Source organism: Kitasatospora sp. NPDC058032, assembly GCF_042885845.1.
Classification (GTDB): Bacteria; Actinomycetota; Actinomycetes; order Streptomycetales; family Streptomycetaceae; genus Kitasatospora.
The window spans coordinates 90810-114599 of the sequence record NZ_JBHVRK010000004.1 but is presented as its reverse complement, the minus strand read 5'-3'; the positions used below and the strand labels follow the sequence as shown (position 1 = coordinate 114599).

The 23790-nt window shown below is 73.6% G+C and carries 24 protein-coding genes; 13 read left to right on the top strand and 11 right to left on the bottom strand.

Annotated features, from left to right (window positions below; all coding sequences use genetic code 11):
* Positions 1 to 19: 19 nt before the first annotated feature.
* The 8 genes from ACFVUH_RS08280 (at position 20) to ACFVUH_RS08245 (ending at position 7467) form a co-directional block, all read left to right on the top strand.
* Positions 20 to 1486 (top strand): DUF317 domain-containing protein, encoded by a 1467-nt coding sequence (locus ACFVUH_RS08280; RefSeq protein ID WP_387911947.1) that lies wholly within the window; start codon positions 20 to 22, stop codon positions 1484 to 1486.
* Positions 1487 to 1520: 34 nt separating this feature from the next.
* Positions 1521 to 2420, top strand: a complete 900-nt coding sequence (locus tag ACFVUH_RS08275; RefSeq protein ID WP_387911946.1) for a hypothetical protein — start codon at positions 1521 to 1523, stop codon at positions 2418 to 2420.
* A gap of 198 nt (positions 2421 to 2618) precedes the next feature.
* A complete protein-coding gene (locus tag ACFVUH_RS08270; RefSeq protein ID WP_387911945.1) occupies positions 2619 to 3422 on the top strand; it encodes a DUF317 domain-containing protein in 804 nt (267 codons plus the stop codon).
* The gene (locus tag ACFVUH_RS08265; RefSeq protein ID WP_387911944.1) at positions 3419 to 4219 is read left to right on the top strand and encodes a hypothetical protein; all 801 of its coding nucleotides are present in this window, start codon (positions 3419 to 3421) and stop codon (positions 4217 to 4219) included. Before ACFVUH_RS08270 ends, ACFVUH_RS08265 begins: the two co-directional genes overlap by 4 nt.
* A 154-nt stretch (positions 4220 to 4373) precedes the next feature.
* Positions 4374 to 5081 (top strand): hypothetical protein, encoded by a 708-nt coding sequence (locus tag ACFVUH_RS08260; protein WP_387911942.1) that lies wholly within the window; start codon positions 4374 to 4376, stop codon positions 5079 to 5081.
* An 89-nt stretch (positions 5082 to 5170) separates the two neighbouring features.
* The gene (locus ACFVUH_RS08255) at positions 5171 to 6154 is read left to right on the top strand and encodes a DUF6884 domain-containing protein (protein ID WP_387911941.1); all 984 of its coding nucleotides are present in this window, start codon (positions 5171 to 5173) and stop codon (positions 6152 to 6154) included.
* 30 nt (positions 6155 to 6184) lie between these two features.
* Positions 6185 to 7116 (top strand): IS5 family transposase gene (locus ACFVUH_RS08250; protein ID WP_387911940.1). Its coding sequence is split into 2 segments (ribosomal slippage): positions 6185 to 6536 and positions 6536 to 7116, totalling 933 coding nucleotides; the frame shifts between segments, so codons are not numbered across the junction.
* 51 nt (positions 7117 to 7167) lie between these two features.
* The gene (locus ACFVUH_RS08245) at positions 7168 to 7467 is read left to right on the top strand and encodes a hypothetical protein (protein WP_387911939.1); all 300 of its coding nucleotides are present in this window, start codon (positions 7168 to 7170) and stop codon (positions 7465 to 7467) included.
* Positions 7468 to 7625: 158 nt separating this feature from the next.
* Here the strand turns inward: ACFVUH_RS08245 and ACFVUH_RS08240 are convergent, their stop codons facing one another.
* Entirely contained in the window at positions 7626 to 7880 is a 255-nt protein-coding gene (locus ACFVUH_RS08240) for a hypothetical protein (RefSeq protein WP_387911938.1), read from the bottom strand.
* A gap of 571 nt (positions 7881 to 8451) precedes the next feature.
* On the opposite strand from ACFVUH_RS08240, the gene ACFVUH_RS08235 reads away from it, so the two are divergent.
* The 4 genes from ACFVUH_RS08235 to ACFVUH_RS08220 all read left to right on the top strand — a co-directional run bounded on the left by ACFVUH_RS08235 (position 8452) and on the right by ACFVUH_RS08220 (position 12523).
* Positions 8452 to 8673 (top strand): hypothetical protein, encoded by a 222-nt coding sequence (locus ACFVUH_RS08235; protein ID WP_387912327.1) that lies wholly within the window; start codon positions 8452 to 8454, stop codon positions 8671 to 8673.
* Between the two features lie 279 nt (positions 8674 to 8952).
* A complete protein-coding gene (locus ACFVUH_RS08230; RefSeq protein ID WP_387912325.1) occupies positions 8953 to 10119 on the top strand; it encodes an AAA family ATPase in 1167 nt (388 codons plus the stop codon).
* Entirely contained in the window at positions 10116 to 11915 is a 1800-nt protein-coding gene (locus ACFVUH_RS08225) for a hypothetical protein (RefSeq protein ID WP_387911937.1), read from the top strand. The genes ACFVUH_RS08230 and ACFVUH_RS08225 overlap by 4 nt, the downstream gene beginning before the upstream one ends.
* 266 nt (positions 11916 to 12181) lie before the next feature.
* Complete coding sequence (locus ACFVUH_RS08220; protein ID WP_387912324.1) at positions 12182 to 12523, top strand: DUF317 domain-containing protein; 342 nt, start codon at positions 12182 to 12184, stop codon at positions 12521 to 12523.
* An 80-nt stretch (positions 12524 to 12603) separates the two neighbouring features.
* Here ACFVUH_RS08220 and ACFVUH_RS08215 read toward each other — a convergent pair whose 3' ends face one another.
* Positions 12604 to 12771, bottom strand: coding sequence for a hypothetical protein (locus ACFVUH_RS08215; protein WP_387911936.1), 168 nt, complete (start codon positions 12769 to 12771; stop codon positions 12604 to 12606).
* A gap of 112 nt (positions 12772 to 12883) precedes the next feature.
* On the opposite strand from ACFVUH_RS08215, the gene ACFVUH_RS08210 reads away from it, so the two are divergent.
* Positions 12884 to 13285, top strand: coding sequence for a hypothetical protein (locus ACFVUH_RS08210; RefSeq protein WP_387911935.1), 402 nt, complete (start codon positions 12884 to 12886; stop codon positions 13283 to 13285).
* Between the two features lie 196 nt (positions 13286 to 13481).
* On the opposite strand, the gene ACFVUH_RS08205 is transcribed toward ACFVUH_RS08210, so the two are convergent.
* From ACFVUH_RS08205 to ACFVUH_RS08165, 9 genes are all read right to left on the bottom strand, one after another.
* Positions 13482 to 13856: a hypothetical protein gene (locus ACFVUH_RS08205; RefSeq protein ID WP_387911934.1), complete on the bottom strand. Its 375-nt coding sequence runs from the start codon at positions 13854 to 13856 to the stop codon at positions 13482 to 13484.
* A 107-nt stretch (positions 13857 to 13963) separates the two neighbouring features.
* Positions 13964 to 15148 (bottom strand): esterase/lipase family protein, encoded by a 1185-nt coding sequence (locus ACFVUH_RS08200; RefSeq protein ID WP_387912322.1) that lies wholly within the window; start codon positions 15146 to 15148, stop codon positions 13964 to 13966.
* A gap of 265 nt (positions 15149 to 15413) precedes the next feature.
* Entirely contained in the window at positions 15414 to 16613 is a 1200-nt protein-coding gene (locus tag ACFVUH_RS08195) for an ATP-grasp domain-containing protein (RefSeq protein ID WP_387911933.1), read from the bottom strand.
* Positions 16614 to 16672: 59 nt separating this feature from the next.
* Positions 16673 to 17596 carry a GNAT family N-acetyltransferase gene (locus tag ACFVUH_RS08190; protein ID WP_387911932.1) on the bottom strand — a complete coding sequence of 308 codons (924 nt, stop codon included), beginning with the start codon at positions 17594 to 17596 and terminating at the stop codon, positions 16673 to 16675.
* Positions 17597 to 17895: 299 nt separating this feature from the next.
* Positions 17896 to 19167 (bottom strand): hypothetical protein, encoded by a 1272-nt coding sequence (locus ACFVUH_RS08185; protein ID WP_387911931.1) that lies wholly within the window; start codon positions 19165 to 19167, stop codon positions 17896 to 17898.
* Positions 19168 to 19190: 23 nt separating this feature from the next.
* Complete coding sequence (locus ACFVUH_RS08180) at positions 19191 to 20474, bottom strand: MFS transporter (protein ID WP_387911930.1); 1284 nt, start codon at positions 20472 to 20474, stop codon at positions 19191 to 19193.
* Positions 20475 to 20555: 81 nt separating this feature from the next.
* Positions 20556 to 22304, bottom strand: a complete 1749-nt coding sequence (locus ACFVUH_RS08175; protein WP_387911929.1) for a relaxase/mobilization nuclease domain-containing protein — start codon at positions 22302 to 22304, stop codon at positions 20556 to 20558.
* A gap of 5 nt (positions 22305 to 22309) precedes the next feature.
* Positions 22310 to 22735 (bottom strand): plasmid mobilization protein, encoded by a 426-nt coding sequence (locus ACFVUH_RS08170; RefSeq protein ID WP_387911927.1) that lies wholly within the window; start codon positions 22733 to 22735, stop codon positions 22310 to 22312.
* A gap of 240 nt (positions 22736 to 22975) precedes the next feature.
* A complete protein-coding gene (locus ACFVUH_RS08165) occupies positions 22976 to 23215 on the bottom strand; it encodes a hypothetical protein (RefSeq protein ID WP_387911926.1) in 240 nt (79 codons plus the stop codon).
* Positions 23216 to 23790 lie beyond the last annotated feature (575 nt).

Below are 23790 nucleotides of genomic sequence, written 5' to 3'. Positions count from 1 at the left end.
ATCACCAGAAAGCCCCCGCGTGACCACTGCCCCCGCCGACCACATCTTCGTCCACCCGCTCCACCTGGCCGGCCGCGGCAACCCCGGCTTCGGCCCCGACCTCGTCACCCACTTCGGCTGGCGCGTCCCCTCGTCCGGCGACGGCGACATCCTCCTCACCAGCCCCGACGCGCAGGCCCACCTGACGTGGCGGCCCGGCCCTGCCCGATGGGAGGTCACCGCCCCCAGCCCCCACTGGCCCCGCGCCCGGTGGAGCGCCGTCTTCGACGACCGCGCCCCGGCCGAGATCACCTCCTCGTTCCTCTACGCCCTCGCCCATGCCCTGGAACACGAACCCCAGGAAGTCCTCTACGCGCCGTCAGGCCACGACGCGGCGCTCGGCGTCCTGCGCCAGGGCGGCTGGACCTCTGGGCAGCGCGACGGCCACGAGGTCCTGCTCGCGCCCGACCGGCTCGCCGTCCTCACCCGCCCGCTTGGCACCGACGACGCCCCCACCGTCCTGACCGGCACCGGCGAACAGGGCACCTGGACCGTCCAGTTCGGCGACCGCACCCCGGCCCTGCTCCTGCAGGCCGCCGCCGCCACCTTGCTGCGCCCCGCCGTGCGGCACGTGGACGAGGTGCCGGCCGCGCACCGGGGCCGGCTGTCGGCGCAGCCGGTGGCACAGGGGACCGCGCACCGCGCGCTCGTCTCGCCGCGGCGCCTGGCTGGCCCGGGCACCGGCGCCGACCTGCTTCCAGAGGCTTCGGCGCTGTGGCACCGCACCCGGCCGGGGCGGCTGGACAGCTCCTGCGGGCGGGCGCGGATCGAGACGCCGCCCGGGGGCGGGGTGCGGGTGAGCGCGGGACCGGACGGGCCAGGGCAGCGGCTGGCCTGGACGGCCGAGTTCACCGGCGCGGTGCCGCCCGAGATCGCCAGCGCGTGGCTGGACAGCCTCACCGACTCCCTCGCCGCCGACATCGACCTCGGCACCGGCGCTTCGTTCGGGCCGGGCCCCGGCGCGAGCATTGGGGACGCGCTCCGGCCGCTGACCTCGGCCGGGTGGAACGTCCACACCGACGACGCTGACCTGCACCTGGTCGCACCCGACGGGCACACCACCGCCCGGATCACCCATGGGCTGCTCACCCCGGCGACCACCACCGACCGGGCCCTCGCCCACACCGCTCACTGGGGTGCCTCCGTCGACTGCGCCGGGGCGCCGGGCCACCGCTGGCGCGCCGCCGTGTCCTCCCTCACCCCGCTGCACCTGGTCGGCGCCCTCGCCGTGGCCGTCACCGACCCGGCCCCGGTGCCGCGACGCCTCGACCGCATCCCGGCCCAGTACCGCGCGGTGCTGCGCGCCGAGGCGGCCGAGCGCCCGCTGTCGCAGGCCGCGCGGGCCACCCTCGCCCGCACCGCCGTCCGCCCCGCCGCCCGGCCGGCCGTCGTCTCCACCGCACCGGCCGCAGGCCCGACGCCCGCCTCGAGGCTGCCCGGCCGCTGACCCGCCCCTCTCCCCACTCCCCGGAGGTCCTGCCTTGTCCCCGTCCCCGGCGTCCGATCGGGGCGCCGCCCTCGACATCTACTCCCACGGCCGCGCCGCCGTACGCGAAGTGCTCCACGATACCCGCCTGCTCGCCGGGCAGGCGCCCCTCGCGGCCCTGCTGACCTCCTCGGCGAAGACCCGCAACAGCCTGGGCTACGCCTTCTCGCCGGTCGTCGCGGCGGACGCGGCGTTCCTCCTCGCCCACGCGGCCGACCCGATGGTCGGGCACGCCCTCGACGGGCGGCTGCCCCAGATCCTCGCCGACCTCGACAGTGCGTCCGCGGCCCGGCGCGAGGAGGTGATCGCCGCCGCCCAGCGCGCCGCCGACCCCGGCCGGGCCCTCACCGGCGCCGACCCCTCACCCGCCACCCGCACCGGCGTTCCCGGCCGCTCCGATTCGTGGCTGCACGACAACGAGCTGCGCGAGCGCCTGGGCTCGGCCGTGCGGGCCGGACTGCAGTCCGCGGAACAGCGGTTCACCGGCCAGGACCGGCCCGGCGCGGCCTGGACCCCCGCCACCCGGCCTATCTGGGACGCAGTAACCGGCGTCAGCGCCACGGCGACCCGAGGGGCCGGGCTCACCCCCGGCTGGTCCACCTTCGTGGAAATCCAAATGATCCACGCCATCGCCCGGGCCAACGACCTGCCCTCCGCCGCCGGCCCGCTCGACGACCGCATCCCCGCCCGCATCCGCCAGCTCCCGACGTTCGGTGTCGTCGCCCAGGCTGACATCCTCCACAACGCCCACCACTACCTCACCCCGCACTCCCTCCCCACGACGGCGCCGCGCATGCAGGCGGCCACCATCCGCACGGGCCCGCCCGCCGCGCCCGCCCGCGCACTTCCCGCCACCACTACCGTCCCGCCGCAACCGGCGAGGAAGTCCCGGTAAGCGCCGGACCCGGCCACCGATCGTCGCGGCTCGCCCGTCCCGGCAACGCTTCCCGTACGCCCGCCGCCCGCGCCCGCCGGAGCGGGCAGCAGTCCTGGGCGTGCGAACACCTTCCCGCCCCCTCTACCTCCGGAGACCTCCCTGTCCGCCACCTTCCGCGACCTGATCCAACGCCAGGACTGGGCCGAACCGTCCGGCATGGTGACCGTCGCCCCCCGCCACATCGTCGGCCCGGGACGCGACGCCGAGCGGCTCATCACCGAACACTTCCTCGCCCGAGGCTGGCAGGAGAACGGGGGCCGGCTCTCCCGGCCATGCGGCCGGCTCGGCATCCACCGGCCCACCGCCGAGACGAACCTGTGGACCGTGTGGGGAGCCCAGCACCGCGGCGCCGAGATCGCCTGGAGCCTCACCGTCCGCCCGGCCATCCCCCCGGAGGTGCTGGCCGCCACCGTGGCCGAGGCCGAAGCCGTACTCGACGAGACCCCGGACCCGCGCGCGCCGTTCGTCCGCGGCGTCCTGGCGCTCGGCGTGCTCCCGCTGGCCCGGGCCGGCTGGAAGGACGAGGCCACACCCCAGGGGACGCTCACCCTCCGACCGCCCGACGGCTACGCCAACGCACTCGTCACCGCCCCCTCGGCCCTGAGCGAGCTGCGCGGCAAGCCCGCCGCGAAGATCTCCTCCTACGGCCCGAACTCCTACTGGGAAGCCGAGTTCACCGCCGGAACACCCTCGCGCATCCTCGCCGCGTTCACCCGCGAACTCGCCGACCCCGAGCCGCTGCTGCGCACCGCCGACATCCGGGAGCAGAGGCTCACCGTCAAGCTCGCCACCATCCTCCCGTTCGCCCCGGACGAGGGCGAGCAGCTCTCTCCCTCGGCGCAGGCGGCCCGCAGCCGAAGCACCACCCCCGTCGCGGCGGCCCCCGCGCCCGCCGCCGCGGTGTCGGCGGACCCGGCGCGTGCCGGCGCCCAGGCGCAGCCTTCGGGCAGGTCCCGGTGAACGACGGCCCCCGACCCGAGCCGGTAGCCGTCCGCCCGCTCGCACTCGCCGGCCCCGGGACGGCGCCGTTCGACCTGCAGACCCGCCTCGCCGAGGACCACGGCTGGCGATCCCTCGGCGCCCCGGGAGTGCGCACGCTGCTGGTCAGCCCCTGCCTGCGGATGACCCTGGAGCGCAGCGACCGCGTGATCGGCAACCGTTGGCTCAAAGACGCCTTGGTGCTCGCCGCCCGCCGGAGCCCGGGGGACAGGGACGAGTGGTGGGCCGCCTTCAGCCCCCGGGCGCCCTACGAACTCGCCACCGCCTTCGTCCTGGGCGCCACCGAACTCCTCGTCACCGATCCGGACAGCGTCCTGTCCGAGCGGCCACGCACGGACGTGGTCGAGCTGCTGTCGAACGCCGACTGGACGGTGGAGCACGGTTCCTACCGCACCACCATCGGCTCCCCCGGAAGCGAGACCGGTGTGCTGCACCACCCGGACCAGCCCTGGCGGCCCCTGAGCTTCTCGATGCTGGAGACCACCAGCGACCTCGCCTGGAGCGTCACCATGTCGCCCCAGGCGCCCGCGGCCCTGATCACCGCGATGGCGACGGCCCTGGCCGACGGCCACGCGCTGCGCCGGCCCGACGAGATCCCCGCCCACCACGCACACCGGATCCGGGTGGAGAGCGCCGACCGGCGGGAGAAGGCGGCGCTGGTCCGCAGCCGCGACCGCAGTTCCCCGTCCCCGGCGATCCCGCCGCAGCCCGCAGGTCCCCGGGCCCAGGACCCTCCCCGGCCGCGGCGCTCCCCCTGACCACCCACTACGTGCGGAGTTCCACATCCCCGATCCCCACGGCCCGCCCCCGCTCGTCCACGTCGCACCGCCCTACCTGGCCGGCGGCCCGTACGACTTCAACCGCGCCAGGGCCCTGCTGGCCACCGACCACGGCTGGACCCGCGTCGAGCACATGAACGGGATCCGCCAGGCCCGAAGCCCCTGCGGGCAGGCGCTGGTGAGCGACCCGAGGCGCGGCGCCGACCGTGTCCTCACCGTCGACGTCGCCTCCGCCGGCCGGCCCCGGTGGCACGCGGCCATCACCGCGCACACCCCGGAGGAGATCTCCCTCACCCTGCTCCACGCGACGGCCAGGCTCCTGGCCGAGGACCCCGAGCGGGCCGTCGGCCCGGTGGACCCGGCCGACGCCTACCGGCCCCGCGACCCGGCGCCCGGCTGGAGCCTGGCCTTCGACCATCCGGACGTCGAACTCCACGCCTCCCCCGACGGGCTGGCCGCGTTCGCCGCCCGGCGCGCCCTGCCCACCGACACGGCGGGCCCCCGGGCCGATCCGCCCGGCACCTACCTCATCGGCGGTCCCGGGCTGAGCCCGCACCGCTGGTCCGTCACGCTCTCCACCGGTGCCCCGCCCGAGCTCGTCGACCTCCTCCACGCCGAGTTCACCCACCCCGGCCCCGCCCGCCGGTCGGCGAACACCATCCCCGCGCACCACCTGCCGTACGTGACGATCGGATCCATCGACGATCCGTCCCCGACCCGGGCCGCGGCCCTGCTCCGCTCGATCCTGCCGCACACCGCTGAGCCGCACATCACCGGCGGTTCGCCGCCGCCCGGCCCGAGCTGTCCGCCGCCGCGCCCGGCCCGGACACGAACCCGCTGACCAGACCACCCACGATCGGAGACGCCATCCGCGACCCGTCCACACCCATCGCGGCCATCACTGCCGCCGCCCGCGGCATCCAGGAGGCCGTGGACGCCTGGGACACCGTGAACGACGCCTTCTGCGACGAGGACGGCCACGTGGTCGACACGGCCAGCTGGGACAAGCACGTCGTCGAACGCGACCTCACCGCCTGGAAGCACTTCACGGCCGTCCTTGAGCACGGAGGCGCCTTCCTTTTCCACATGAACCGCCTCCTGCGCGCGCGGCCGGATGCTGATCTCACCCACCTCCGCAGGGAACTGTCCACCGCCTACGCCTCGGCGCACCGGACCGTCGACGAGATGCTGGGGAGCGGAAAGGACCTCGACCACCCGCTGCGCGAGGAACTGGCCGCGGAGACATGGCACGAGATGGTCACCTGGGCCGAGAAGGCTCCTGCCCTCGTCAATGCCTACCGGAGTGCCGAAGCTGTCACCCGCTCCCTGCACAGGCCCCCCAGGGCCGAGCGCCTGCCGCCGACCGCCCACCAGACGGTCCTCGCCGCCGCTGCCGACCCCGACCACCTCCTCGCCGGCGACTCCCACCAGCGCACGCTGGAGTACCTGCTCGCACACGGCTTCGTCCGGATCCGCCCGCCGTCCACCGGCCACCGGTTCACCCACCCCCGTGCCCGCAGGCCCGCCGTTCACCTGACCGAGGACGGCCGCCAGTACGCCGAGCGCCACCGAGCCCCCGCACCACGGCGCCGGGCCGTCGTGGTGTCCTGCGGCTTTCGCAAGGCCCCGGCCCCGCCCGGGGCAGGCACCCTGCCGGCCGGAGACCTCTACACCGGCAGCTACCACCGGGCGCTGCGCCGGGCCGCCGAAGCCCTGACCGAGGGCTGGGGCACGGTCTACATCCTGTCCGGCCAGTACGGCATCGTCCGTACCGATCAGCCGCTCGTCCCATACGACATGGTCATCACCGACCGGGAAGCCGTTTCAGGCGAGCAACTGCTTCGGGACGCCGAGGCGTTCGACCTCGGCGCCGCCGATGTCCTGTTCCTAGGACTTGTCCGCCCGATCATGTGACTATCGCCTGACTTGCTCGTTGGTCCGGGCATGGGGCGGGGAGATCTGACAGATGCCGAGTGGGAACGGCTGCGGCCGTTCCTGCCGGTCAGCAACAAGCGTTGTGGCCGGTGGCGTGACCACCGGCAGGTGATCGACGGGATTCTGCACCGGGTGCGGACCGGCGTGCACTGGCGCGATCTGCCCGAGCGATTCGGGCCCTGGAAGACCGTCTACGAGCGGCACCGGCTGTGGTCGGCCGACGGGACCTGGGAACGGCTGCTCCAGCAGGTCCAGGCCGAAGCCGACGCGGCCGGCGACATCGACTGGGACGTCTCCGTCGACTCCACGATCGTGCGGGCCCACCAGCACGCGGCCGGTGCCCGCACGGATCCGCCGCCGGCCCTGGCCTCAAAGGGGGCTGGGCCAGGGGAACACCAGGACGAGACGCCGTGGCAGAGCCTCGTCGCCCGCCTGGTGGAGGTGGTGCTGGAGGCGAGGGCCTGGGCCGCTCGCGCGGCGGGTTCACCACCAAGGTCCACCTGAGCGCGGACGGCCGCTGCCGCCCGCTGTCCCTGATCGTCACGCCGGGACAGCGGGCGGACTGCACGCAGTTCGAGCCCGTCCTGGAGAAGATCCGCGTCCCACGGACCGGCCCGGGCAGGCCCCGCAAGACCCCAGACAGCCTGGCCGCCGACAAGGCCTACAGCAACGGCCCGTGCCGCACCTACCTGCGCAGGCGCGGCATCCCGCACACCATCCCGGAGAAGACCGACAGCCGGGCCGCCCGCCTGCGCAAGGGCTCACACGGCGGACGGCCACCGGGCTTCGACGAGGAGCGATACAGGAAACGCAACACCGTCGAACGGGCCATCAACAAGCTCAAACACGCCAGAGCCGTCGCCACCCGATACGACAAACGCGGCTACGTCTACCTCGGAACCGTCACCGCAGCCGCCCTCGTCATCTGGCTCCGCACGTGATCGACCGGACAGTCCCTAGGCGGCGCGAAGTACGCCGAGGTCCTGCACCCGGTGGTGCCCCACAGCGTGATGCCGCTCGCCGGTACGCGCGGCATCGGCGAGCAGATGGGACTGCTCAAGGCCCAGTGCGACCCCGAGGTCGGGCCCGGTCTGCGGTCCGACTGGTGGGCGCAGGCCGAGGAGCGGGCGAAGAGCGTGCGCGCGGCCGGGCCCGGACAGGTGTTGGGGGACCGCCCGCAGGACGCCGCCGTGGCCCGGACCGTAGCCGGCCCGACGACGTCCTCCACCCCGGCGTTGCCGCCGCGGCCCGTCACCGCCGCCACGGAGTACCGCGTCAGGTGCAGGCCCTGACCGCCCGCCCGTCCCGTGCGCCGCACCCGGGCAGATGTACGGGGCGGGCGCGTCACTGCGGTGCGGCTCCCGGCAGCCCGTGACGTGCTTGGGCCGACCTCGTTGGACGGGCGGTGGGCGGCGCGCGGCCTCTAACCCCCGGGCATGCGCCGCCCCGCTCACGGTCCCCAGCCCCCGCAGTCCGCCCGGTGGGTACTGATCACCATCACCGTGGCGCCGAGTGTCACCCGCCGGGCGCGGGTGATCGCACAGCAGTCCGGCACCGTAACCGGCGCGGCGGCGTCGACCACCGGCGCGGCCGGTTCCACGGCGACCGAGCCGCCCTCGGCCGGCTGCTGGAGTTCGTACAGGCTGACAGCGAGGTGCGCGGCGCGGGCGCGACGGCGGCTTCGGCGGGGTCCGCGAAGCTTCATCGCCCCACGATGCCCGCCAGCAGGAACCTGATCCGACCCGGCCGCGGACTGTCAGGCCGAGGTTGCCGTCGTCACCCCCGCAGCGGTGAGACCCCCAGGCCCCGCACCACCGAGTCCCGCACCCCGGCTGGCACCGCAGCCCAAGCCCTCCCCCCGAACCGACCATCACGGAGGAATCCTGACCCCGCATCCTCTCGACTCCGTCGCCAGCGTCAAGGCCGGCGCCGTGGCACTGCACGAAGTCGCCGACCACCTCACCGCCGTCGGCACCGATCAGCTCGATCAACTTCTGGAGCACCTCCTGCGGGACGGCGGCCTGCTCCACGCCGCCGAGCGGCTTGTCACCCGTGCCCGTACCGCGGTCGGCCCCGACCTCGACAGGACCCACCCCGACCCGGACTCCGTCCCCGCGTACACGCTCATGCACGCCCTGGCCAGGATCGGCGAGGACCTGAACGACCGCCGCAGGGCGGCGCCCGACACCTTGCCGGCGGCCCACGCCCTTGTCGTCCTGGGGCCCTCGCCCGTCCCCGAGGTGGCGGCGCCAGCAGAGCGCAGCACTCAGCCGTTCGTGACGATCCGGCACACCAGCACCGGCGAGATCACCACCACCGGCTACAACGCCGCCGCCCGGCGGATCCTGCTCCGGGTCGGCTTCGAGGAGGCTCCTGGCTGCGCCTGCCCGGCGACCGAGACCAGCACGGACGGGACGCGCGGGCCTGCTCGGCAGTCGGCGAGCTGCTCGTCGCCAGCGGCCCCGTGCGCCTGGACCGAGCCCTCGGCCGGCTGGTGAGGGCCGACGGTACGCCCCTGCCGGGCACGCCCGTACAGACCGGCGACGAGACTTCCCACGCCGGGCCGTCCGCCTGGGTGAGCGGACGGTCCGGTGTACCCCCTGCCGGGCCGGTCGCCGACGTCGGCCCAGCCCGTGATCCGTTCCGAGAGCGGCCCGCCTTCCCAGCACATTGCCAACACCGCCCGCCCGCGAACCCGTTGGAGGATCCTCGCTTTGACCACACCCGGACCGCCCGCTAAACCAGCACACGCCAGGCCCGGCGAGCTGCGGGCCAAGGTGGCCAGAATGTTGGCCGACCGGCCGGCGGACACGCTCACCATCGGGGAAATATCCAAGGCACTGGGTCACTCCCACGGTGCTGTCCAGCAAGCGGTCACGACCCTGGTGCGCCGCGGCGAGGCCGACCAGCCCGGCGCCGGGCCGCAGTTCCGCGCGAACGGGAAGACGGCCGCCGCCGCGGCAGTCGCGGTGATCAGTCCGCCAGGAACACACTCTCCCCGTGCTCAGGCGGCCACGGCCCGCACGACCGCTCCTGCAGCTCCTGCAGCGAACACGCTGCCCAAGCAGGGCGGCGGTGGCCCGATACGCCGTCCGGGAGGCCAGCTCTACCACCCCCGGGAGCTAGCCTCCCTGCCGGACGTCGAAGCGCTGAATCGCCTACGCGACGCCGACGTACCGGTGCTGCTCTACGGCCCCCCGGGCACCGGCAAGACGAGCCTGGTCGAAGCGGCGTTCCCGGACTTGATCACCGTCGCTGGTGACGGCGACACCACGGTCGGCGACCTGATCGGCGAGTACACCCAGGACGACGCCGGCAACTACGTCTTCCAGTACGGCCCGCTGGTCACCGCTATGACCGAGGGCCGCGCCCTCCTGATCGACGACGCCACCCTCATCTCACCCAAGGTCATGGCCGCGCTCTACCCGGCCATGGACGGGCGCCGCCAAATCCAGGTCAAGGCCCACAGGGGTGAGACCATCAAGGCCCAGAAGGGTTTCTTCACGATCGCGGGCCACAACCCCGGCGTACACGGCGCGATTCTGACGGAGGCGCTCGCGAGCCGGTTCAGCGTGCAGATCCAGGTCGGCACGGACTACGACCTCGCCCTGGCCCTGAAGATCGATGCCCGGGTGGTCCGGGTCGCCCGACACCTCGCTGGCCAAGTCGAACTCGGTGAACTGGGCTGGGCCCCCCAACTGCGGGAGCTGATCAGCTTTCAGAGGGCTGAGGCCGTCCTCGGCACCAAGGCCGCGCTCGCGAACTTGGTCGGGATCGCGCCCATCGAGGACCGCGACGCCGTCGCCGCCGCGGTGAGCAAGATCGCCGGCGTCAAGCAGGTCGCGCCCCTCACCCTCGGCCGACAGCTCTCCGCCGCGACCGCTTCGGCCGCCCAGCAGCCTCCGGGCAGCACCGCAGCCGCGCACCGGGGCCGCCCACGATGAGCACCCACCACCATGTCCAGCCCGCCACCACCACGCCCGACGACGACGCCGACCTCGCGCGCTGGGACGACGACGGCGCCCCACCCCCGCAGCCCCTCTCCTCCCCGGCCGCGTGGCTGCGCGTGGGCGCCGAGATGGGCGACCGGCTGGTCGCCCTGTCCGGCCGCCAGGACCTGCTCGTCACCTGCCGCCCCGGCACCCGTAGCGGCGCACCGGCCGCCTACTTCCCCAGCCTGGCGGAGATCGAGTTCGACTCCGGCCTGTTCGCCCCCCTCCAACCCCACGAGATCCACCCGCGGATCATGGGCGATGAGGAGCGCTACCCGGCCGCCTGGGGCGTTCTCGTCCACGAAGCCGCCCACGCGGCCCACTCCGTCTGGCGCCAGCCGGTCGGCGCGGACCCCCGCGTCGTCGAGGCCGCACTCCTGCTGGAGGAGAGCCGTGCCGAAGGCGCCCACCTGATCAGGCGGCCGACCGACCGCACGTACCTGCGTACCAGCGCCCGGACCCTGGTCATGCCCGACATCGCCAACCCCACCGTCCAGGGCATCAGGCACGCGGCCAGCGTGGCGGCCCTCATCCTCGGCCGCCGGGACGCTGGCATCCTCGACGCCGGCGAGACCCGGGCCGTCGCCGACCTGTGCGAACAGGTCCTGGGCGCCGAGCTGCTAGCCACCCTCACCGGCATCTGGACCGCAGCCCAACGAACTGCCGACCACGACACCGCCACCATGCTCGCGCACGCCCAGGAGTGGTGCGACGCGCTGGACACCGCTGTCCCCGCCCTGCCCATGCCGGAGGACCTCACGGATCTGCTGTCGGACGCCGTGGTGGTCGTCATGGACAGCATGGCCGCCAACGACGCCGCCGACCTCTCGGCGCAAGCCGCCGCGACCAACGCCGTGGCCGCGCGGTCCAGGGCACAGGCCCAGGACCGCGCCCAGCAGGCCGGCCAGCGACGCAAGGCCGCCGCCACCGCCAAGTCGGTCTTCAACCCACGCGGCACCACCGTCAGCCCCGACGGCACACCGGCGCCCTACAGCAACCCCGTCACCGGCACGCGCAAGCCCACCGCCGCCGAGCAGACCGCTGCAGCGCGCCTGAGCCGCGCGCTTCGAGTCGCTGCCTATCGCGAGCGCACGGAGGAGCGGACCACCAGCCCGACCCCGCCCGGACGCCTCAACATGCGCCAGGCCCTCGCCCGCGAGGCCCAGCGCGCCATCGGCGCGGTGCCCACCGCAGAGCCGTTCACCCACACCCGCCGCCGCAACTCACCCACCCCACCACTGCGTGTGGGCATCGCCGTCGACGTCTCCGGCTCCATGCGTGCCGCCTGCGGGCCCGTGGCGTCCGCTGCCTGGATCGTGGCCCGCGCGGCAGCCCTGACCGACCCCGACTCCCGTACCGCCACCATCGCCTACGACATGCATCTGACCGCACTGACCCGGCCCACCCACCGGGCACCAGACCGCGTGTCGATGTTCGACGCCCGCGGCGTCAGCCACAAGCTGGGCGACGCCATCGACGCACTTGAGCACGGCCTCGACCTCAGCCGCCCCGGCGCTGGCCGCCTCCTCGTCCTCGTAACTGACGCCAAGTACACCGACGGTGAAACTGCAAACGCTGTCACCCGCATCAAACGCCTCACCGCCGCCGGCTGCGCCGTACTCCAGCTCACCCTCACCAAGGAATCCCTCCACCTGCCGGGGACCACCCTGCTCCACCTGCCCCAGCCCTCCAGCGCCCCCGCCGCCATCGCCAGGGCCGCCACCGACGCCATCCGCAAAACACGCTGAGACGCCGCCACACGACCACGGTGATCAGACGCAGAAGCCCCTGTCCGCCAACTTCACCGAGACGACTGGTCCACCACCGGCCAAGCTCACCGGGACTCCGCTGGGCTTATCGGGACAGGACACCGACCGCCGCCGGGATGTCACCCGCGCCCACCCGGCGCCAGTGTTCGCCTACGGCAGACGTAGTGGACTACGAGAACCAGTCGGACCCAAGCAAACATGGACGCTTCCCTCCTCCCCGAACAGGAAGGCGAAGCGCCTTGACCGTGGCGATCACCGCTCCCACCGTCCCCGGACTCAAGCCGGGCGCCAGCATCGAGCACCGGAGCTGGCTCGTCGGCCCCGGCAGCCCCTACGCGGTCTCCGAGTTCCTGGCGGCCCGTAACTGGAGCTGGGTAGTCGACCCCCGCGGAAGCCTCCACGCGGCGAGCCCCGACACCCGCGTCTACCTCGGCTACGCGCCCGACGACCCGAACGCCGACACCTGGACCGTAGCGGTCACGGGCACGGCCCGTCACCCCGGGTGGAAGGCGACCTTCGACCGCGAGGCCCCCGTCGAGCTGGTGCTCGACCTTCTCGCCGCTCTGTACGAGCGCCCCACCCGCTGAGCACCGCGAAGGGATAGCACCATCACCACCGGCTCCACCTCCCCGGACGCCAACCTCCTCCGCCTCCTCGCCTCGGCGTACTACCTCGCCATCGCCAGCACGGTCTCCACCGCCGCCACCGCCGCCGTCTGCGCCGTTCTCCACCTCGGGCTCCTGAGCGTCACGCTCGCCCTGACCTGCTGCCAGCAGATCGCACTCCAGAACAGGATCCACCGGCTCCAGAACGCCGCACGCGCTGCGGCTGTCACCGCGCGGATGCCCCAGCAGCGCGGCCCGTCCGACTAGCCACCGAACGCCGGAGGGCGTGGCCCGCCCCACGCCCTCCGGCCGGCCGCCCCGTTCCCCGCCGAAGGAGAAGCCGTGAAGCCGTCCGCCCGCCCTCGCCCGTGCGTCCGCACCGTCAAGGCAGCAGCCCTAGCCTGGGCCGTCGCAAGCACCGCCACCGCCATAGCCGCCGCAGCAGCCGTCCTCCACGACGCCGTACGCCACCACGTCGTCGCCAGCGGGTACCTGCTGGTCACCGCGCTCGCTGCCATCAGCCTCCGGCTGGCGACCTCGATCCTGGACGACATCACCGACACCGAAGTCCTGCACCGCCTGCGCCTCGCCGAGACCCCCAGCAGCGCTGCGAACCTCGCCCGCCACCTGGGCCGCCGACGCGGGCCCGTCGAACTGAGCCTGCTGCGCCTCCTCCGCGCGGGCCTCGTCACCCCGGTCGACTCCGTCAACGGGGTGGTCCGTTACACCTGCACCGCCGACTGACGCGAGGGGAACGCCGGCCACGCACCGGGAGAATACGTGGAGCCCGCACCGCGCAAGCGGTGCGGGCTCCACGTGTTTCGGCTCCGCAGCGGACGCAGGGCTGCAGAAGACCGGGGAGCGGCACGATGCCCGGCGGACAGGGGCCGATTACCGAACCGACTGTCCCGGAGTCTTGCCCCCCATGCAACGCCGCTCGTTAGCCGAGGTACGTCATGCGGAACAGGCCGTCGAAACCGAGGCCGGCGTACAGCTGCTCGAAGCTGTCCCACTCCCTTTCGGGGCCGTCGGGGTTGCGGGCGCCGTCGACCTCGCCGGCGTCGAGGTCGTGCTCCTGCCACTCGTGCGCGCAGCGGCAGCGGACGAAGACGAGGTCGCCAACCTGGATCAGGAGCCAGTCGCGGCCGGCGCCGCAGGCAGTGCAGGTGATGATGATGCCGCGCGGGCGCAGGGCGGCGGGGTGGGGAACGGCGAGGACGGCGGCCGGCGCGGGCGCGGGCTCGGGGGCCTCGCCGTAGCGGAAGTGGGTGTATTGGGGAGTCTCGGGGTCGCGGCCGTCATCGGGAGTGTTCAAGGGGCCCCTCTCGCGTGGTGTACGGGAGTAAATGCTCCGAGGTGCGCGATTGGTTCCCCGATGTCCGATATTCCGGAGTGATCCGGAGCACACCGACCGATGTCCCGTCAGGGTGTCAGCAGGGACCTTTCGTTGAGTAGTCGCACGAGAGCGTCGTATCGCTCGAAGAACACCACCCGCAGCTCGTGCAACTTGTGCTCGGTCACGCCGGGCCTGTACTGCCCCGGGCGCAGGACGTAGCTGTCCTGCGGGTGAGCCAGCCCGTCCAGTGCGGCCAGTGCTGCTGGGGTGAGCGGGTCCGCGAACAGGCCCTCCGTCGCTTCGTTCAGGTCCTGGGCTGCCTGCTGACATGCGGCATCCGCCTCGTGCAAGGCCGGGTCTACGTACCAGACCGGATCGGTCATCAGCTCGGTGACGGCCTCGTCGAAGAGGCGGTCGACCTTGCCGGAGTGCGTGTAGAAGTTCTGGGTCCGCAGCCCTCGGAGCCATGGTGCGTGGGGGGGAAGGGCGCGCAGGAACCGCTGTGCCTTGTCCCGGTCGCCAGGGTGTGGGGGGCCGGCAACAGGCACGGCTGCCTGCGGGCCGGGAGTCTGGGATGCCTCCAGCACGTGGGTCCGCAGCGCCTGGTAGACGTCGGCGTCCGGGGAGGTGGGCCGGATGATGCCGCTGTGGTCGCCGGCGAGCATCCGGGGCTGGGGGAAGTTGCTCTGGGCGGAACTCCTGCGGACGATGTTGTCCTCGGTGCCGCCGTAGACATGGAACGGGATCGGGCACGATCCCGGTCCCAGTTCCTTGGCGTAGACGATCTTCTCGAGCACCCTCCGCTGCGCGTCCTGTACCTGCTCGTGAAGCGGTCGCAACTGCTGTTCCTGGGGGTTGCGCAGGAATCGGACACGCAGGGACAGTGCGAATTCCGAGCCCTCGTTCGGGCAGGCGAACAGAACGACGGATTTGATCGAGGCGAGGTCGGGGCCCCGGGTGTCGGCGATCACGCGTGACAGGAACCGCTGGACCACGAGGCCGCCCTGACTGTGCGCCACCAGTACGAAGCGCTCGTAGCGGTCTGCTCGAAGTTCCAGGAACGTTCTCAACCGATCCGCGAGGTCGTTGAAGTCGGGGATGCGCCGATCGGGCCGAAGCCGCAGCTTCGGAGAGCTGTACGGGAACCGGTGCACGTCGGCGAACTTCATCTCCTCGTCCTCCTCCAGGAGGTTCACCAGCGGATCCCAGGTATGGGGACCGGAGAAGAATCCGTGAACGAATACGACGGCGACACGATCCCGCGCGGGCATCATTTGCGGCCTCCAAGGGGGTTCGGACTGCCCGAAGCAGCGGGACGCGATGATTCTTCCGCAGCGCGGCTACAGCCGCAGCCAGTTCAGCGGGCTGGAGCCGACTCGGCCGTCGTGGAGGGCGGCGCCTCTCCTGGCGGAGGGACTGAGAACAACGAGTGCCGGGGCCTGCCGCGGCTCGCACGAATGCGCCCGTAGCCAGGCCGGATGTACCAGCGGGGCCGGGGCCACACGCGGTGTGCGGCCCCGGCCCGTTTTCGTCGGGTCAGCTGACAGCGATGTCGAGCTGGTGGCGGGCGTCGGCGAGGTGCTGGAGGCAGATCTCGGCGGTGGTGGCGGTGGCGACGAGGTGGGCGACACGTGCGGTGCCGAGGTCGCCGTCGGGCGGCAGGATGACGTGGTCGCCGGCCTGCTTCTCCCACACCAGGCGCTCCAGCCAGGGCTCGTCGCCGAGGGCGGGGTCGGCGTCGGCGCGGGTGAGGCGGCCGGTGGCGGGGGCATAGACCAGGCTGATCGCCGCTGCCCGGCGTCGGGTCGGTGCGAGGTCGGGCTCCAGGCCGAGGGCGATGTCGGCGGCGGCGAGCGGCAGATCGATGCCGGTGGCCTCCCGCACTAGGTGGGGGATCAGGTCTCCGCCGAGACGGCCGTTGACCTCGATCAGGCGGGGGCCGCCGGTGTCGGTCAGTCGCATCTCCACGTGGCTGACGCCGTTGGTGAAGCCGAGGGCGTCCAGCGCGGCGACGGCGACGGGACCGGCGACGGCCAGGAGCGGGTCGCCGGCCTCCACCGAGTGGCCGACCTCCTCGAAGAACGGCTCCTGGCCGAGCTGCTTGCGGGTGAGTGCTACCGGGGTGGTGACGCCCCGCACGGTGACGCACTCCACGCTGATCTCCGGCCCGTCCAGGTACTCCTCCACCAGGACGTTCGAGCCCTCGTCGTCGGCTGCGGCCCAGGCGGCCCAGGAGGCGTGGGCGTACGCGGCGGCGAGGTCGCCGGGGCCTTCGGCCTTGATGACGCCGATGCTGCCGGCCTGGCGGGCGGGCTTGAGGACGAGCGGGTACCCGGTGGCCGCGGCGGCCACTTCGGCTTCCTCCCGGGTGGTGACCAGGGTGCTCCTGGCCGAGGGAACGCCGCGGGCGGCGAACGCGTCCCGGCTGGCTGCCTTGTCCCGGCAGGCGGTGGCGGTGGCGGTGGAGTTGCCGGGCGTGCCCAGCAGGGCGGCGACGTGGGCGGCGCCGACCAGGGAGAACTCGTCCCAGGTGAGCACGCCCCGGATGTCGTTGGCGAGGAGGTCGTCCACTGCGCCGACCAGGTCGTCGAGGTCGTCGAGGTTGGCGACTTCGTGGTCGGCGATGTACGGGCCCTCCCAGCCCGGCCCGCTGCGGCCGATCAGGACGACCCGGTGGTGCGCGGCGATCTGCGCGAGCGAGTACTCCCTGTAGGCACGGTCACCGGAGTTGATCACGAGTAGCGAGGTCAGAGTCGTTCCTTCGGTAGAGGGGGAGGAGGTACGGGCCCGGCTGTTCACCACGGCAGGTCCGCGTGGTGGCGCAGGGCCTGTTCGCCCAGGCGGCGCGAGAGGCGGGTGAGGGCATCGGCGGTGGTGTCGGAGCCGGCGGGCAGGTGGATGACGGTGCGCAGGACGTGCGGCCGGTAGCCGAGGCGCTTCTTGGCCAGGTAGTTGGCGCGGCCGGCGTCGATGCGGATGGCGCCGTGTTCGAGAGCCCAGCGGGGGGCTTCGGCCATCAGCCAGGTGTAGGCGTTACGCCCGAGGGGGTGCCGGTAGTCGATGCCCGAGGCCCACAGGTAGAGGCAGCGGTCATGGAGGAAGGCGAACATGCCGCCGACGAGGTGGCCTTCAGCACGGGCGGCGAGCAGGACGGCACCGGGGACCTGGGCGAGGTGCTCGAACATGTCGGGCCCGTAGAGGGCGGTGCCGTGGCGCTCGGCGGTGCCGACGGCCAACGCGGTGAACTCGGCCAGGTGCGGCAGCATCCGAGGGCCGGTGAGCGGGTCGAGTGCCAGTCCGGCCTCGGTGGCGCGGCGCCACTGGCGGCGGGCGTCGCGGCGGTGGCCGGCGGGGGTGTCGGCCCACCAGCGGTCCAGGCCCTGGTCCGGGGCGAGGTCGCGGACGTGGGCGACGTCGGTGGCGAGATCGAGGACGCGGGCGGCGCCCTGGTGGCGTCCGGCGGCGGTGAGGCGGCCGGCCTGCTCAGCGCCGAGGCCCGGGTAGACGACGGCGTGGGCACCGTACTCCTCGGCCAGGCGAAGGCCCGCGTGCGCGGCCAGGTGGGCGCTGGCGTCGGTGGCGGCTCCGGCACCGCCGTACTGGCCGTGCGGGCTGCCGGAGTAGAGAACGGGGCCGGGCCACACCGGTGCGACGCCGGCGTCGGCTTCCTGGCTCGACCAGTACGGGCAGCCGCAGGCGGGGACGAGGAAGTACGGCACCGTCTCGGTGATGCCGGCGTCGAAGTCCGTGATCTGGAGGTGACGGTGGGCGTCGATCCGCTCGGTGGTGAGCCGCTCCCAGGCGGCGCTCCACGCACGGGTGCGGGAGGGGTGGGCCGCGGGGTGGCTGTCGGCGGGGGCGTCGGCGATCGTGTCGTACCAGACGCCGAGGGCGTGGGTGACCTCGTCGTCGGCGTCGCTGGTGATGGTGTCGGTGCTGGTGGTGATGGGTCTCTCCCGTGGATCTGTCGGGTGGACGGGCCGGTCCGGGCGCGGTGGGCACCCGGCCGGGTGGATGGTCAGCGGGTGGGCCGGTGCCGGCCTGGCGGCGGTGCCGCGGTCGCGGCCGGCGGCGAAGTGAGTGAGGGGCTGGCGGGGAGGTTGCCCGCGCGGGCGAGGGCGGCCTTCATCTGCTGCTCCCGGTCGGGGACGGGCGCTCCGATCCTCGGCGTGATGTACGCGGCGAGGGCCGTGAGCGGGCCTTCGGCCAGGCGCTGGGCGTGCGGCCACGCTTCCTGGTTCCGCAAGTCCTCGGCCTGGCGGCGAAGCCAGGAGCCGTCGGGCGTGTCGACGAAGGCGGCGATCTCCTCCTGCCATCCGGCGCGGATTTCCTGGAGGCGGGTGAGCGCGCCCTCGGTGAGGGTGAGCTGCTGGAGGTCCTTGCGGACGACCGGGTCGAGGCGGTCTTCGGCGACGGTGAAGGCCCGGATCGCGGCGGCGACGGCCGGTGCGGCGGCGATGGCGGTCTCGATGTGGCGCCAGGCGGCGCGGCCACGGACCGCCTCGGACTCGAACGTCTCGCCCGCTCGGCGGCCCGCCCGGCGCGGCCTGGTGATCCGGGCGCTGCAGAGGTCCCGGAGCGAGTCGATGGCGAACGTCATGGAGCCCACGCGGGCCTGCCAGGCCGCCTGCCGGTAGCGCGGTGCGATCACGCTGGTGATGGCGGTGGCGGCTGCGGCCGTCGGCCCCACCGACAGCGGGGCCGGCGGTCGGGCCTGTCCGAGGTCGAAGGGCCGGACGCCGTCCGGGACGGCGGCGCCGACGAGGATCGGCGCGTCCGGGAGGAGCCGTACCGCGAGGAGCCGTTCCCCGGCCGGGCCGGTGAGGTCGGAGGCGTCGTGTGGTCCGGCGGTGCTGGTCCATTGGCTTCCGCCCCAGCCCCAGGTCTGCTCTTCGAGTTCGACGAGAGCGCGGCCTGGGGCGAGGTGGCAGGCTTCGACGGACCAGCCGGGCAGGTGCTCGGCCAGGTCTTTGGAGAGTGGGGAGTCCGGCCGCGGGCTGGCGGGGCGGTCGGGGAGGGCCCGGCCGTCCTCGTCGAAGAAGACCCGTACCACGTCCTCCGCCGCCGGGGAGGAGTCGGTGAACGCGAAGCGGAGCGGGCTGTGGAACAGGGCGTAGGCGTACTCCCATGTCCCAGGGGAAGAAGTGCTGCTGGTGGAGAGCAGCATCTCCCACTTCGGGTGGATGAAGGGGTGGCCGTCGCGGCGTGCGGCGAGCAGGTGCTCGAAGGCGGTGTAGTCCGCCGGAACGAGGGCGGCGTGGTCGGTGTAGGCGGGGGTGTCGTCGGTCATGGGAAGTTCCTTCCTCCGGTCGGTCAGGCGGCCTTCAGGGCCGGCTCGGTGTCCTGGGCGGCCGTCCAGCTGGTTCGGTGGGCGCGAAGTCCGCGGAAGCACGCCCAGGTGCCCGTCGAGACGGCGGCTGCGGTGATCGTGACCAGCAGGCGCAGGTGGTCGGCGGGCCACAGGGCGACCAGCAGGCCGGCCAGGGGGAGCGGGGTGAGGACGAGCAGCACGGTGGCGGCGAGTGTGGAGCCGAAGGCCCGCTCCGGGATGAGGCGGGCTCGGGCGGTTCGCAGGACCACGGTCACCGCGCCCTCACCGGCCATCAGCAGTCCCACGGCGGCGGCGTAGAGGGGGAGGGTGGGGGCAAGCGCGCTGGCGAGGGTGGCAGCGCACATCGCGGCGGCCGAGGCGGTGCCCACGCTCAGCAGGCCCCACCGGTCGATGGCCCGGTGGGCGGCGGCGACGGCGGCCAGGGAGAGCGCGGCGGCGATGCTCCACACCAGGCCGACGGCGGCGCTGGAGTGGTGCAGGGTGCGGGTGACGGTGATCGGCGCGGACACCTGCAGCAGACCGGAGGCCAGGTTGACGCAGGCGAGAGCGCCAACCAGCCAGGCCAGCGCGGGGGTGCGGCGCAGGACCCCCAGGCCGGTGGCAAGCCCGGTCAGGGGGCGGGGGGCGGCGGTGTCGGTGACCAGGTGGAGGTGGGGCCGTCCGGTGCGGACGGTGAGGGCGACGGTCGCAGTCAGCGCGGAGAGGATCGCGACGGCGGCCAGCAGCAGGGCGGGGCCGGCGAGCAGGAGCAGGCCGCCGAGGAGCGGACCGATCAGCAGGGCGACCTGGTCGGTGCCGGTCAGGACCGCCTGCACGCGGTGGGCTCGGTCTTCGGCCCGGCGGCTGGCCTCGCCCCCGAGGGCCTCGTTGGCGAGGAAGGACGCCTCGGCGAGCATCCCGGCGGCAACCCCGAAACCGAGGACGAGCCACGGGCCGGTGCCGACGGCGAGGCCCGCCAGGGTGGCCAGGGCGGCGGCGGCCCGCAGCAGACTGGTGACCAGGATCGCCGAGCGCGGGCTGCGCCGGTCGATGATCGGGCCGGCGCCCGCGATGGCGAGCAGCCGGGGCGCCCACTCGAGGAGGAACGCGAGGCCCGCCCAGCCGGGGGAGTGGGTGAGGGTGAGGACGAGCAGCGGGACGGCGTACATCACGACAGCGGCGGCCAACGAGTCGGTGGCGCGCAGGAGGTAGCAGCGCAGCAGCCAGTCGCGTTCAGCCGCGCTGGGGCGGTAGCGGCGCCGTGCGGCGGAGGTGGGGCTGGGCATGGCGGTCTCCCGGATGGGCGCGGTGTGGGGGCGGTTACACGGCCGCCGGCGGAGCCTTGGTGGCGTCCGTCGGCGGCCGGGTCAGCGGCGACGCGGCGCGTCGGAGGCGGTGGTGCTGATCGGGGCGGCGGTGGCCGGGGGCGGCGTGGCGTCGGCGCGGCCGGGCGCGGCGGCCCGGACGGGCGGCTGGGTGCGGGTGGGGACGGGAAGGTCGGCCAGGCGGCGAACCCGCCATGTCAGGACGGCGCTGACCGAGTCGGCGCTGCCCAGTTCCCGCCAGGAGCGGGCCCGTTCCAGGAGCGCCTGCGGGTCGTGCCCGGCTGCCTCGGCCTCGGCAAGGACGGCGGCGAGCGCGTCGAACTCCGGCTCTGCCAGCAGTCGGCGGCCAGCCTCGCCGGGGACGACCCGGCGCAGGGCCTGCTCCTGGCGCTCGCGCACGGGCCTGGGCAGTTGCCGACCGCGCTGACGCAGTGCGGCCATCGGCCGGGTGGCTGCCTGGCGGTAGGCCGCGCGCAGGTGTTCGGCGGTGGCGCGGGCGGCAGCGGCCTGCTGGCGATGCCCGCGTTCGGCGTGCCAGCGGCTGCTCGCGATCACCAGCAGCAGCAGGGCGGCGAGCAGAGTGGCCGCCGCGGTGGCGTCGGGCGCCTTGTTGGTGGTGTAGCCGCCGGCCAGGATCTGCCGGGCGGCCGAGCGGACGCTGCGGGTCTCGGCGGAGGCGGCGCGGATGTGCGATCGGGACGCCCTCTCGTACGCCCTGGCCGCGGCCAGCAACTGGGCTTTCTGTGCGGGCAGCGCGGTGCCCGCGAGGGCGTCGAGGACCTCGCCGGTGTCGGTGATGATCCCGGCGGCAGCGGCGTCGTCCTCGCCGTCCAGCACGTCGATCGCCTCGTCGACCGCGTTCGAGGCGGCGAAGCGGGCGCGGGCCGGGGCCGAGCGTCGCCCGGGCGTTCGGTCGACGCCTTGCGGCTGGCGCTCCTCGTCGGCGCGCTCCTCCAGCGGCACCGCGAGCCGCTGGCGGATCCTGGGCAGGGTGAGGTCCGGGGCGAGCTTGTAGCCGCCGAAGAGCACCGGCTTGCCGTCGGAGTCGTGCTCCCCGACGACGGCGACGCTGTAGCCGAGCACGTCGCCGGACGGGCCGGCCTTGCGCTGGACCAGTACCCCGGCCGTCTCCAACCGGGCGAAGAACTCCTCCTCGTCCGTCGCGCCGGCCAGCGCCTGGCGGACGGCGTCGCGCAGCAGCTGGCGGCTGGTGTCCTCCCGGCCGAGCCGGGTCGCCTTGTGCTTCTCGCGGTTGGTCGGCTCCTTCGCCGCGGTGCCGTCGCCTGGGTTGAGCCGGCGCAGTCCCCACTCCTTCTCGATCTTGCGGCACTCGGCCTGGGCCCGGCGGAAGTCGTGCTCGATGTCGGCCTTGAGTAGGTCGCCGCGCACGATGGTGGCGGCGATGTGGACGTGGTCCTCGGCGTGGCGGACCGCCACCCAGCGGCAGCCGTCCGGGTCGCCGTCCGGCGCGATGCCGGCGGCGGCGACAACCCGGCGTGCTGCCTCGGCCCACTCCTCGGTACTCAGCGGCCGGTCTCCGGGGTCGGTCCGCAGCGAGCAGTGCCAGACGTGCTTCTTCAGGGCGCGGCGCTTCCCGCGCTGGTCGACGCGCATGTCCAGGACGGTCTGGAGCTGCTTGAGGCTGGCGGCGGGGTCGCGGCCCGGGTCGGGGGCGTAGCCGTCCCATGAGGCGATCAGATGGGGGTCGACGTGTTCGTCGCGCCGGCCGGGACCGTAGAGGTAGGCGAGCAGGCCGTACGTCCGCGAGCCGCGCGTGATGTTCGGCACCACGGCGTCTATCTCTCCTTTGCGATCTTGGCTGAGGCGGTGTCGATGGCGGCGATGGTGCTGCGGACGCCGGTGAGGGCGGCGACCAGGTCGGCGGGGTTCGGCAGTCCGCCGCTGTTGAGCTCGCGGGCGATCTGGTTCAGGTTGTTGCCGCAGCGGGCGACTTGGTGGCGGGCGGCGGCGAGTTCGTCGAGTGCGTGGTCGCGGCGCTCTTCGGGGTCGTGGTCGGCAGTGAGACGGCGGGCGGCGTTCAGGCTGCTCGTGGCGATGAAGCGGGCGACAGTCAGCGTGCGCTCGGCGGCGGCGTGTTGGATCTCGGCTTCTTCGTCGGGGCTGACTCGGATGGTGAGCTTGCGTTGGCGCTGCTGTGGCTGGTGGTGGCGGCGGCGCGGACGGTGCACGGCGCTCTCGTCGTCGTCGACGGCGGCGGTCATCGGTGTGCTCTTCCTGTCTGTTCCTGCCTCCGGAGCCCCCTGGCTCCGGAGGTCCGGAGTCGAGACGAGCGCCCCCGCTCGCCTCGACTCCGAACGTCCCGGCCCCCTGGCCGGGGCCGAGCCCCCGGACCGTCCGATAGGACGGTCCGGGGGGATAGCTCGCTCCGCCGTAGGTGGCAACACGGTCGGGATGCGAGCGGGTCGGCCGGGGCTTCGAGGTTGGGGCGTGCTCAGGTCCGGTTAGAAGTCGAGGCTGTCGTCGGCCAGACCGTGGGCGGCGAATGCGGCGATCAGGTGCTCCATCACCAGCTCCTCGACCTGGTCGCCGGCGAGGACTTCGACCGGAGCTGTGCCGGTCCGACGGACCTTCCAGCGGCCGTCTTCCTGCTGTTCGGCGGTGTGCAGGTGGCAGTGGTCTGCGAGGACGTGCATGAAGTCGCTGACGATGTCGTGGTCGGCGAGAACGGCGGTGGTGCTCATGGGTGTGCTCCTGGGTGGAGGGCGGGAAGCGGGTGCAGGTGAGGAACAGTCAGCGGCGGTGTGGTGGCGGTTCGTCGGTCCGCAAGATCTGCAGGATTTGCCCGACCCGCTCGTTCGAGGCGCTGTGGCCTGCCTTGCGGATGGCAGTGGCCACCACGGTCCGGGAGGCCCGGCCCGCGAGGGCCGCTGCCTCACGGCTGATCGCCAGCAGCTCTGGAGGTGGGTCGGATGGCTTGGACGGACCGGACCGACTGTGCGGACCGGACGGCTTGGGCGGTCCGTGCGGACCAGACCGATCGGCTGGTCCGGTGGTGTTGGTGTGCGGACCGGTGGACGGACCGGACTGGTTGGACGGACCGGACGGCTTGAATGGTCCGGACTGGTTGGACGGACCGGGCTGGTTGGACGGACCGGGAGGCGGACCGGGCTGGTTGGGTGGTCCGGTGGTGTTGGTGTGCGGACCGGTGGACGGACCGGGCTGGTTGGACGGACCGGGAGGCGGACCGGGCTGGTTGGACGGACCGGTGGTGTTGGTGTGCGGACCGGGAGGCGGACCGGGCTGGTTGGACGGACCG

Bases quoted from the DNA above. Each gene is read 5' to 3' on its own strand.
- ACFVUH_RS08180 (WP_387911930.1), bottom strand. From the start codon at position 20,474: ATGCCCAGCCCCACCTCCGCCGCACGGCGCCGCTACCGCCCCAGCGCG.
- ACFVUH_RS08225 (WP_387911937.1), top strand. From the start codon at position 10,116: ATGAGCACCCACCACCATGTCCAGCCCGCCACCACCACGCCCGACGAC.
- ACFVUH_RS08260 (WP_387911942.1), top strand. From the start codon at position 4,374: ATGAACGGGATCCGCCAGGCCCGAAGCCCCTGCGGGCAGGCGCTGGTG.
- ACFVUH_RS08185 (WP_387911931.1), bottom strand. From the start codon at position 19,167: ATGACCGACGACACCCCCGCCTACACCGACCACGCCGCCCTCGTTCCG.
- ACFVUH_RS08240 (WP_387911938.1), bottom strand. From the start codon at position 7,880: ATGAAGCTTCGCGGACCCCGCCGAAGCCGCCGTCGCGCCCGCGCCGCG.
- ACFVUH_RS08165 (WP_387911926.1), bottom strand. From the start codon at position 23,215: ATGAGCACCACCGCCGTTCTCGCCGACCACGACATCGTCAGCGACTTC.
- ACFVUH_RS08170 (WP_387911927.1), bottom strand. From the start codon at position 22,735: ATGACCGCCGCCGTCGACGACGACGAGAGCGCCGTGCACCGTCCGCGC.
- ACFVUH_RS08200 (WP_387912322.1), bottom strand. From the start codon at position 15,148: ATGCCCGCGCGGGATCGTGTCGCCGTCGTATTCGTTCACGGATTCTTC.
- ACFVUH_RS08270 (WP_387911945.1), top strand. From the start codon at position 2,619: ATGGTGACCGTCGCCCCCCGCCACATCGTCGGCCCGGGACGCGACGCC.